The sequence below is a fragment of the Agrobacterium sp. DKPNP3 genome, from assembly GCF_052686535.1.
This window is the reverse complement of the sequence record NZ_JBQYSN010000196.1, coordinates 1-221: the sequence shown is the minus strand read 5'-3', so window position 1 is coordinate 221 and position 221 is coordinate 1. Positions and strand designations below refer to the sequence as shown.

The 221-nt window shown below is 50.7% G+C and carries 1 pseudogene; it reads left to right on the top strand.

The features are described 5' to 3' along the window. Positions 1 to 54: 54 nt before the first annotated feature. Positions 55 to 221: pseudogene (locus tag ACUTJJ_RS25070) on the top strand (transposase); the annotation flags it as partial.

Sequence of the window (221 nt, the reverse complement as noted above, 5' to 3'; positions counted from 1 at the left end):
CCATGAATGACCTTGCTCCGTTGAAATAATCAATTTTGAAGTAAGCTCTGGCCCATTGAGAAGACCAAAAAAAGGCGCACTCGTTTCACAGACGAACAGATCATTGGGTTTCTGAGGGAGCACGATGCGGCTACGCCGGCCTCGGAACTCTGCCCAAGCACGGCGTCAGCGATGACAGCATCTATAATTGGAGGGAAAAACTCGGTGGCTTGGACGTATCC